At 69.2% G+C, this 10,015-nt stretch carries 9 protein-coding genes; all 9 read right to left on the bottom strand.

All coding sequences use genetic code 11. The features are described 5' to 3' along the window. A partial coding sequence (gene rfbA, locus AC1D1T_RS07935) for a glucose-1-phosphate thymidylyltransferase RfbA (protein ID WP_477991727.1) occupies positions 1-620 on the bottom strand: 620 nt, incomplete at its 3' end. A gap of 22 nt (positions 621-642) precedes the next feature. Beyond that, positions 643-1,539, bottom strand: a complete 897-nt coding sequence (gene rfbD / locus AC1D1T_RS07930; RefSeq protein ID WP_477826135.1) for a dTDP-4-dehydrorhamnose reductase — start codon at positions 1,537-1,539, stop codon at positions 643-645. Beyond that, positions 1,536-2,606 (bottom strand): dTDP-glucose 4,6-dehydratase, encoded by a 1,071-nt coding sequence (gene rfbB / locus AC1D1T_RS07925; protein WP_477826136.1) that lies wholly within the window; start codon positions 2,604-2,606, stop codon positions 1,536-1,538. Before rfbB ends, rfbD begins: the two co-directional genes overlap by 4 nt. 16 nt (positions 2,607-2,622) lie before the next feature. Next, the gene (locus AC1D1T_RS07920; RefSeq protein WP_477991726.1) at positions 2,623-4,077 is read right to left on the bottom strand and encodes a mannose-1-phosphate guanylyltransferase/mannose-6-phosphate isomerase; all 1,455 of its coding nucleotides are present in this window, start codon (positions 4,075-4,077) and stop codon (positions 2,623-2,625) included. 53 nt (positions 4,078-4,130) lie between these two features. After that, on the bottom strand, positions 4,131-5,009 hold the full coding sequence (locus AC1D1T_RS07915) for a 2OG-Fe(II) oxygenase (RefSeq protein ID WP_477826138.1): 879 nt from the start codon (positions 5,007-5,009) through the stop codon (positions 4,131-4,133). A 436-nt stretch (positions 5,010-5,445) separates the two neighbouring features. After that, entirely contained in the window at positions 5,446-6,582 is a 1,137-nt protein-coding gene (locus AC1D1T_RS07910) for a DUF1972 domain-containing protein (protein ID WP_477826139.1), read from the bottom strand. Then, a complete protein-coding gene (locus AC1D1T_RS07905) occupies positions 6,582-7,763 on the bottom strand; it encodes a glycosyltransferase family 4 protein (protein WP_052211243.1) in 1,182 nt (393 codons plus the stop codon). The genes AC1D1T_RS07910 and AC1D1T_RS07905 overlap by 1 nt, the downstream gene beginning before the upstream one ends. Further along, complete coding sequence (locus tag AC1D1T_RS07900; protein WP_477991725.1) at positions 7,763-8,935, bottom strand: glycosyltransferase; 1,173 nt, start codon at positions 8,933-8,935, stop codon at positions 7,763-7,765. Before AC1D1T_RS07900 ends, AC1D1T_RS07905 begins: the two co-directional genes overlap by 1 nt. Further along, positions 8,919-10,013 carry a glycoside hydrolase family 99-like domain-containing protein gene (locus AC1D1T_RS07895; RefSeq protein WP_477825262.1) on the bottom strand — a complete coding sequence of 365 codons (1,095 nt, stop codon included), beginning with the start codon at positions 10,011-10,013 and terminating at the stop codon, positions 8,919-8,921. Before AC1D1T_RS07895 ends, AC1D1T_RS07900 begins: the two co-directional genes overlap by 17 nt. Positions 10,014-10,015 lie beyond the last annotated feature (2 nt).

The raw sequence follows: 10,015 nt of genomic DNA, 5'->3' as shown, positions 1-10,015 counted from the left end.
AGGTACAGCCGGTTCAGGTCGGTGATCTCCAGCTCGCCGCGCGGGCTCGGCTTCAGGCTCTTCGCATACGACACGACCTTCTCGTCGTAGAAGTACAGGCCCGTCACCGCATAACGGCTCTTCGGCTGCTTCGGCTTCTCCTCGAGGCTGATCRCCTGCGCCYGGTCGTTGAACTCGACCACGCCATAGCGCTCCGGATCCGTCACCGGGTAGGCGAACACCGTCGCGCCGCTGGTGCGCGTGGCCGCGTCCGTCAGCCGGGTGCCCAGGTCATGGCCGTAGAAGATGTTGTCGCCCAGCACCAGCGCGCTCGGCGCGCCGGCCAGGAACTGCTCACCGATCAGGAAGGCCTGCGCGAGGCCGTCCGGGCTCGGCTGCACCGCGTAGGTCAGGTCGAGACCCCACTGCCGGCCGTCGCCCAGCAGCTGCTGGAAGCGCGGCGTGTCCTGCGGCGTGCTGATGATCAGGATCTCGCGGATGCCGGCCAGCAGCAGCGCGCTGAGCGGGTAATAGATCATCGGCTTGTCGTACACCGGGATCAGCTGCTTGCTCAGCGCGAGCGTCGCCGGGTGCAGCCGGGTACCGGAGCCCCCGGCGAGGATGATGCCTTTGCGGTTCATATGTTCTCCCAAACGAGTGTTGTCAGCCCAGCACTTCAGTGAGCATGCGTTCGACGCCGGCCTGCCACGCCGGCATGCGCAGCCCGAAGGCCTGGTTCAGCTTGTCGCACGACAGCCGCGAATTCAGCGGGCGCTTCGCCGGCGTCGGGAACGCGGTGGTCGGCACCGGCTCGATCGCCTCGGGCGCCACCTTGATCGCGTGGCCGCGCGCACGCGCCCATTCGATGACGAAGCGCGCATAGCCGTGCCAGCTGGTTTCGCCGGCGGCCACCGCGTGGTACGTGCCGGCGAGCTTCGCGTCGGCCATCGCGGCGCGCAGCGCGTGCACGCTGACGTCGGCCAGCAGGTCGGCACCGGTCGGCGCGCCGATCTGGTCGTCGATCACCGTCAGCTTGTCGCGCTCGCCGGCCAGCCGCAGCATCGTGCGCGCGAAGTTGCCGCCGCGCGCGGCGTAGACCCAGCTGGTGCGCAGGATCAGGTGCTTGCAGCCGCTGCCGCGGATCAGCTCCTCGGCCTCGAGCTTGGTCTGGCCGTAGACGCTGAGCGGGCCGGTCGGTGCGTCTTCGCGGCGCGGCGCGTGGCCGCTGCCGTCGAACACGTAGTCGGTGCTGTAGTGCACCAGCCAGGCGCCGAGCGCCGCCGCCTCGCGCGCCAGCACGCCGGGGCCGGTCGCGTTGATCGCGCGTGCCAGCGCCGGCTCGCCCTCGGCCTTGTCGACCGCGGTGTGCGCCGCGGCATTGACGATCACGTCCGGGTTCACCGCACGCACCGTCGCGGCCAGCGTGTCGGGCCTCGAGAAGTCGGCCTTCAGCGCACCCGGCGTGTCGAAATCGAGCGCGGTCAGCTCGCCGAGCGGCGCCAGGGCGCGCTGCAACTCCCAGCCGACCTGGCCGCCTTTGCCGAGCAACAGGATCTTCATGCGGCCGCCGCCTCGCCGTAGTTCTTCGCGACCCAGTCGCGGTAGCCGCCGCTCTGCACGTTGGCGACCCAGCCGGCGTTGTCGAGGTACCACTGCACCGTCTTGCGGATGCCGGTGTCGAAGGTCTCGGCCGGGCGCCAGCCGAGCTCGCGCTCGACCTTGCGCGCATCGATCGCGTAGCGGCGGTCGTGGCCCGGGCGGTCCTTCACGTAGGTGATCAGGCGCTTGTACGAGCCGGCCGCATCGGGCTTCAACTCGTCGAGCAGCGCGCAGATCGTGTGGACGATCTCCAGGTTGGTCTTCTCGTTCCAGCCGCCGATGTTGTAGGTCTCGCCGACGCGCCCGCCCGCCAGCACCGCGCGGATCGCGCTCGCGTGGTCGCGCACGTACAGCCAGTCGCGCACGTTCTGGCCGTCGCCGTAGATCGGCAGTGCCTTGCCCGCCAGCGCGTTGACGATCATCAGCGGGATCAGCTTCTCGGGGAAGTGGTACGGCCCGTAGTTGTTGCTGCAGTTCGTGGTGACGACCGGTAGGCCGTACGTGTGGTGCCACGCGCGCACCAAGTGGTCGCTGGCCGCCTTGCTGGCCGAGTAGGGGCTGTTCGGCTCGAAGCCCTTGGTCTCGGCGAAGGCCGGGTCGGTCGGCGACAGCGAGCCGTAGACCTCGTCGGTGCTGACGTGGTGGAAGCGGAACGCCGCCTTCGCCTCGTCCTCGAGCGTGCTCCACAGGCCGCGCGCGGCTTCGAGCAGCGTGAAGGTGCCGTCGATGTTGGTGCGCATGAACGCGCCGGGGCCGTGGATGCTGCGGTCGACGTGGCTCTCGGCGGCGAAGTGCACGATCGCCCGCGGCCGGTGCTGCGCGAGCGTCGCGTCGACCAGCGCGCGGTCGCAGATGTCGCCCTTCACGAACACATGGCGAGGGTTGCCGTTCAGCGACGCGAGGTTCTCGAGGTTGCCGGCATAGGTCAGCGCGTCGAGGTTGACGACGGTCTCGTCGCTCTGCGCCAGCCAGTCCAGCACGAAGTTGCTGCCGATGAAGCCGGCACCGCCGGTCACGAGGATGGTCATGAAAGGATCCCTGTCTTTACTTGGTTCGCCCGTAGGTGTCCTCGAAGCGGACGATGTCGTCCTCGCCGAGGTACGAGCCCGATTGGACTTCGATGATTTCCAGCGGCACCTTGCCGGGGTTCGCGAGCCGGTGCGTCTGGCCGAGGGGAATGTAGGTGCTCTGGTTCTCGGTGAGGATCATCACCTTGTCGCCGTTGGTGATCTCGGCGGTGCCGCAGACGACGATCCAGTGTTCGGCGCGGTGGTGGTGCATCTGCAGGCTCAGCGAGGCGCCCGGGTTGACCAGGATGCGCTTGACCTGGAAGCGCGCGCCGGAGTCGATGCTGTCGTACCAGCCCCAGGGGCGATGCACCTTGCGGTGCAGGTTGTGCTCGCCGCGGCCGCGCGCGCCGAGCTCGCCGACGATCTTCTTGACCTCCTGGCTGCGGGCGCGGTCGCTGACCATCACCGCAWCGGGCGTCTCGACGACGACCACGTCGCTCAGGCCGATCACGCTGACCAGCCGGCTGGTGGCATGCACCAGCGTGTTGTCGCTGTCCTGCAGCAACACGTCGCCGACGCTCGCGTTGCCGCGGCCGTCCTTGTCGGCCACCTGCCAGACCGCGTCCCAGGCGCCCAGGTCGTTCCAGCCGGCGTCCAGCGCGACCATGCGGATGTCGAAGKGGCTGCCGGGGCAGCGTTCCATCACCGCGTAGTCGACCGATTCGGACGGCACCGCGGCGAACTCGGCCTTGCCGGGGCGCACGAACTTCGCATCGCTGCTGCGCGCGGCCCACGAGGCGCGGGTGGCGGCGGCGATGTCGGGGCGGAAGTGCTCCAGCGCGGCCAGCCACACCGAGGCCTTCAGCACGAACATGCCGCTGTTCCACAGGTACTGGCCTTCGCGCAGGTAGTGCTCGGCGGTGGCCAGGTCGGGCTTCTCGACGAACTGCGCGACCTTGCCGTCGGGCGTGCTGCGGATGTAGCCGTAGCCGGTCTCGGGGCGGTCGGGCGTGATGCCGAGGACGACGATGGCGCCGTCGGCGGCGGCGCGCACGGCCCGCTGCAGCGCCGCGGTGAAGGCCGCGGGCTTGGTGACGACGTGGTCGGCGGCGGTCACGACGAGGATCGGGTCCTGCCCGTTCTCGATGCCGGCAAGTGCGGCGAGCGTCATCGCGGGCGCGGTGTTGCGGCCTTGCGGCTCGAGCACGACGGCGGCGGGATCGGTGCGCAACTCGCGCAGCTGGTCGAGCACGAGGAAGCGGTGCTCCTCGTTGCCGACGATGAGCGGCGCCTGCACCGCGATGTCGKCGGCGCCGAGGCTTTCGACGCGTTGCACCGCCTGCTGGAACAGGCTCTGGTTGCCCGACAGCACGAGGAACTGCTTCGGGAAGCCGGCGCGCGACAGCGGCCACAGCCGCGTGCCGCTGCCACCGGCCATGATGACGGGGAGGACGGACAGCGGGGTCGGCGGGGTGGAGGGCGTGGACATGGCGGCTTCTTTCTTCCTGGGCTCGTTGTTGTTCGTTGACGTGGGGGTAGGGATTATCGGCGCGTCAGCCGCTTGATCGCCGAGATGACGATCGGCGGCAGGATCTGCTTCAGAAACTGTTTGCTGCGGTCGCTGCGGCTCGCGAACAGGTAGGTGGACAGCATGGCTTCGCGGCGGTCTTCACGGGCGAAGCGGTTGGCGTAGTAGTAGGCCGCGATGGAGCGCCGCGTGACGCCTTCCGGCACCGCGAGCGGCTGCGAATGGCCGTGGTAGTGGGTGCGGCCGTGGCTCATCAGGATCGAGCGGCCGAACTCGGGTTCGACGGTGCCGACGCATTGCTTGCGGTCGGCGTCCCACAGCTCGAGCGCGCCGTGCCACGGCGGCTGCCAGTTCTTGTTGAGGTAGGTGATGAACACCATCTCGTTGTGGAGGGCGGTGCGCGGGTGGCGGTCGAAATCGGCATGGATGCCGAACGAGCCGCCGGACAGCGTCTCGTGCAGGCCGCCGCCGAACAGGTGGGCATCGTTGACGAGGTCGGGCACGCCGCTGATGTGCGAGAGCGCATGCAGGAAGAAGCTGGAGCCGAGCGTCCAGAAATACAGCTGGCTGGCCGGCCCCATGCGGGCGCCGACGCGCGAGCGCTCGACGCGGGCATAGGCGTTGGTCTGGGTGCTCCAGTGGTCGCGGGGGAGCACGTCGAATTCTTCATGAACCAGCTCGAGCAGGCGAGGGTTGAACCAGTCCTGCACGACGAGGTGGGGGTAGGGCGAGGCCGACTGCATGCGCGATCGCAATTCATCGAGGTAGGCGATGTCGGCCAAGCGCGGCTCGATCAGTTCATCGAGCGACAGCCGCACGCCGCGGATGGTGACGAACGCGGAATCGTCGATGAGTGCCTTCGCAACTTCGACCTCGACAGGCAGGGACATCATGGCTTCGCTCTCTTGCGCCGGGGGCAACAAGAGATCGTAAGCAAGGGCAGGGCCGGTGGGAGGGGTCTCCCCCCTGAATGGGCGATGCGTTCGTGTGAGGGGGTTGTCGCTTCTGTTTCTGCGTGTCGCGGCGGGTGGGGCCCTGCGCTGGGGGCTCATGCCGAGGCGGTCGGCGCCCCGGGGGCGCCGACTCCACGAAGAAGCTCGGCTTCGGGGGTGCATCGGCAAACTCCCTCCGCTCACTTCGTTCGCTGTGGTCAAACACAGCCGATGAGTATGTCTACGAAGCGCGCTGACGCGCGCCACCCCCGAAACCAAGCTTCTTCGTCGCCTCAGAAATCGCCCCCAGCGCAGGGCCCCACCCGCCGCGAAGCACCAGCCGCTCTGGTGGAGGGGAAAAGACTGAAGTGACCGACAAGCGGGCGGGCACTGCATCTCAGGAGGCACGCTCTCGAATGCCGGCATCGGACGTTGCGGGCAACCATTGCAGAAGCAATTGCTCGTACTGGGCCAGGATGTGGTTCCAGGTGAAGCATTCTTCGAAGCGGCTGCGGCTGGCTTGCTGCATCGTGGCCAGTCGTGCCGGATCCTTCAGCACCGCTTCCAGCGCCGTCGCGAATCCGTCCGCGCCGCTGAAATAACCCGCCTGCGGGCCGGCCACCCAGCGGTTGAATCGGTTGTCGTGCGCGATCACGGCATTGCCCGCCCCCAGCGCCTCCACCAGCGACGGGTTGGTGCCGCCCACCTGGTGGCCGTGCACGTAGGCCATGCTGTGGAAACGCAACGATTGCACCGTCGGCTTGTCGTAGATCGCACCGACGAACTTCACCTCGGCGCTCGCCGCTTCCTTCACCGCACGGTGGTACGCGTTGTCCGGCGAGTAGTTGCCCAGCACCGTCAGCGTCACGCCGCGCGGCGCGCGCGAGAAGCCCTGCACCACTTCCAGGATCGAGTTCTCGGGCTCGGGTCGGGCTACCAGCGTCAGGTAGCGGCCCGGTTCCAGCCCCAGGCCGTGCACCGGGCCGGTCGGCATGTCGCGCAGCGGGTCGGCCCCGTAGGCGATCGTCGTCACCTTGTTCGCGTTCACGCGCGTGCCCAGGTGATGCTTGATCTCCGGGTGGTCGGCGACCAGGTGGTTGCCCAGCCAGCAACCGGCCCAGTCGTTCATCCAGAACCAGGTCTTCGCGACACCGCCCCACTTCGCGCGCGACCACTCGATGCCGTCCATGTTGATCAGGTTCGGCACCCCCTTCAGCCGCAGCAGCGCACAGAACACCGCCGTGTTGTAGCCGAGCGTCAGGCACAGGTCGCGGTGCTTCGCGGCATGGCGCGTGGCCTGCCAGTCGAACGCGATCGTGCCCTTCGGCCCCGGTGCATCCACCGGCATGCGCACCCGCTCGACGCCGCGCCAGCTGTCCTCGAACACCGGGCCGGTGCCGTCCTCCTGGCAGTACACGATCACGCGCCAGCCGCGCTCCACCAGGTACAGCGCCAGGTGCTCGGCAAAGGTCTCGAAACCGCCGTGGGCGGCCGGCACGCCGCGCGTGCCGAGGATGCGGAGGGTCTTGGTCATCATCGGTCGGGTGTGGAGGTGGGATTGAGCGCGCCGAGGTTCTCGAACCGCGGTGCGAAGAAGCTGCGCACGCCATGCACCAGCACCTGCGCGGATTGCTGCCAGTCGAACTTGCGCACCTGCGCCAGGCCCTGCTCGCGCATGCGCTCGCGCAGCCCGGCATCGCCGATCACCTGCCGCAGCGCGGCGGCCAGCTCGGCGCTGGAATTCGGGTCGGCATACAGCGCCGCCGCGCCGCCCACCTCGGGCAGCGAGGTGGTGTTGGACGTGATCACCGGCACGCCGCTCGCCATCGCCTCGGCCACCGGCATCCCGAAGCCCTCGGCGAAGGCCGGGTACGCGAATGCCATCGCATGCCGCATCACCGCCGGAAGCGCCTGGTCGCCCACCTTCGACAGGAAGCGCACGCGCTGCTGCAACCCGTGCGCCACGACGGCCCGGTCGATCTGCTCGTAGCTGAAATCGCGCTGCCCGACGACCACCAGCGGCGGCGCATCGGCCCCCAGCTCGGCATACGCGTGGATCAGCGTCTCGTGGTTCTTGCGCGGCTCCAGGCGCCCCACCGTCAGCAGGTAGCCGCCCGGCTCCAGCCCGAGCTCGCGCACCGCGTCGGCACCCTCCGGCCCGGGCTTGAAACGCTGCGGATCCACGCCGTTGTAGGTGATCGCGATGTCGTCGGCCGGCACGCCGTACAGCCGCGCGATCTCGCCCTTCGAGAACTGGCTCACCGCGAACAGCAGCTTCGCGCGCCGCGCCGCATGCCGGAACGTCAGCTTCGACTGCAGCACGAAGCCGCGCGGAAAGAACTGCGGATGCGTCTCGAACAGCAGGTCGTGGATCGTGCACGCGCACGCACCGGTGCGCACGAACGGCAGCCGGTACTGCATGTGCAGCAGGTCGATGCGGTGCTTCCACTGCAGCCACGGCAGTTGCACCCCGAGACGGATCGGCGCGCGCTGGTGCGGCATGCGCACCAGTTCGACGTTCGGCGCACCGAATTCGGCATGCGCGTCGCGCAGGCTGTCGGTGCCGTCGAGCAGGAACACGAAGTCGATGTCCGGCGCGAGCCGGATCGCCTCGCGGTACAGCCCGAGGATGTGGCTGCGCGAGCCCTGGAAGATGCCGTCCCAGGTGTGGAAGTCCACGCCGAGGCGGGGGCGGCGGGGCGGTGTCGTCGTCATCAGGGTGTGCGCAAGGACGTGGTGGAAACCGGCGCCGGCTCGTGGCCCGCACCGACGAGTCGTCGGCTCAGTTCGACATGGCGCGTCGCGAAGCCTTCGGAGCTGAAGCGGCGCGACAGCAGCCGCTGCTGCGCGCTCGCGACCTGCGCGGCGCGCCGGCCCGGCGTCGTCACCAGCGCATCGAGCGCGCGCCACAGGCCGGCCGCGTCGTGCGGCGCGCAGAACGCGATGCCGTCGTCGTCGAAATAGTGGTCCAGCCCGCCGGCGCGCGTCGCCACCACCGGCACGCCGCGCGCTGTCGCCTCGAGCACCGCGGTGAGTCCGGAGGCATGCAGGTTCTCGTGCAGCGGCACGACGACCAGATCGGCCCAGCCGTAGTTCGCGACCACCTCGGCCTGCGTCATCGGATGCGCACTGATGTTGGGCTGCGCGAGTCGCGCCGGGAAATGGCTCGAGCCGATGCGCAACTCGACGCCGTCGCGCCCGCCCAGCGCCTGCGCGAGCGTCTCCCAGTCGCGGTGCCGGTCGTTGCCGAGCGCCAGCACGTGCAACGGCCGCGTGCCGTCGAGCACCGCCTGCGGCCGCTCGGTCGCGATCGGGTAGCTGTCGAGCGAGATGCCGAAGTCGACGATCACCTGCCGCTCGCCGAGGTCGAGCTCGCGGGCGCGCACCATGTTCAGCGGCGAATGGAAGGTGGCGGCCTCGGCATCGCGCATCAGCCAGCGCACCAGGCGCCGCCGCACGCCCGACCAGCGGCTCCATTCGTCGACCAGCCAGATCGACTGCGCGACGATCGGCGCGCTCGGCACGCCCAGCCGGCGCAGCAGCCCGACGCCCAGGTGCTCGTACTCGGTGTGGGTCCAGATCACGTCGGCACGGTCGGGCCGCAGCAGCGCGCGGTTCGCCCACACATGCCGCAGCTCGAAGCCGAGCAGCTTGCGCAGCGCCCGGTCGACCAGCCCGAGCGCGCCCGGCCAGGTCGGCGTCGCGCGCGAGAAGCTCAGGCTGCAGCCCTGCTGCAGCGCATGGTGGTAGCCGTAGGGCGTCGCGTCGGGCACCTCGCCGCGCGCATGGCGCTGCGACCAGGCGACGACGTCCAGGTGCCGCGGCAGCAGCACCGTCACGCGCAGGGGGCCGGCGGCGGAGGCAGTGGCTTCAGGGGACGAAGACATCCTGAATCCTCTCCAGGTACTGCATGCCGAACTTCTTGGTCGGCTCGATGATCGAGCCCTCGCCATATTCGTTCCAGCAGCACAGCACGCCGATGCGCTTGGTGCGGTCGGGGTTGGCGTCCATCACCGCCTTGCCGGCGCGCAGGTGGGCCTCGAAGCTGGCCGGCGTCGACACCGAGTCGTCGTGCCCCGGCTGCTTGCTGCCGCCCCAGGGCCGGCGGTCCCAGCCGGCCGTCATCGGCAGGAAGTACGGCAGCTTGCTGTTCTTGACGATCCAGTTCCACTGCATCCGGTAGTACTGGTCGAGCTCGGCGTAGCTCTTCGAGTACGGCGTGATCGTCGAATCCTCGCCGGCGATGCCGAAGTGGTAGTTGTAGGCCGAGATCGCATCGAAGCCGCCGTTGAACGCATAGTCCTTCACCCAGAACTGCGAGGCCACCACGCCGAGCACGAAGTAGATGCCGGGCAGCCCGGCCGCGCTGGCGCGGGCCCGGGCGCGCGTCAGCATCGCCGCAGTCGTCGTCTGCATCGCGGTCGCCTGCGCGCGGAACACGTCGGGCGAGAACACGAACATCACCGGCTTGTTGTCGATGCGCAGGTACTCCGGCCGCTTCATGTGGTTGGCGATCCAGAAGTCGACCAGCGCATCCCACTCGGCCAGCGTCTTCGGCTCGGCCGTGTGGTTGGCCCACATCAGCGTGTACTTCACCTTCGAGCGCTGCGCCGAGGCCTGGTAGGCGAGCACCGCGGTCTGCGCCGCCGGCTTCGCGTTCTCCCAGTACCAGTCGAAGATGATGAACGAGATGCCGGCGTCGGCCATCCAGCCGATCTGCCGGTCCAGCGTGACGGCCTTGTCGTCGCGGTACCAGCCGAGCATCGGCTCGCGGTCCTGCGCGAACGGCTTGATCGACGACCAGGTGTCAGGCTCGGACGGACCCTTCACGCCCGGCGACCAGCCCGGGTAGTAGTACATGCCCAGCTGGTACGGCGAGCCGGCCGGCCAGGCCGACCAGGGCGCGGCCCCGCAGGCCAGCGCGAGCAACATTCGAAGAAGGAAACCGCGGATGCCTGCGTTCATGG

Source organism: Rhizobacter sp. P2_H3 (assembly GCF_056403355.1).
The sequence above is the reverse complement of the archived record's forward strand: the minus strand, read 5'-3'. Positions and strand labels throughout refer to the sequence as shown.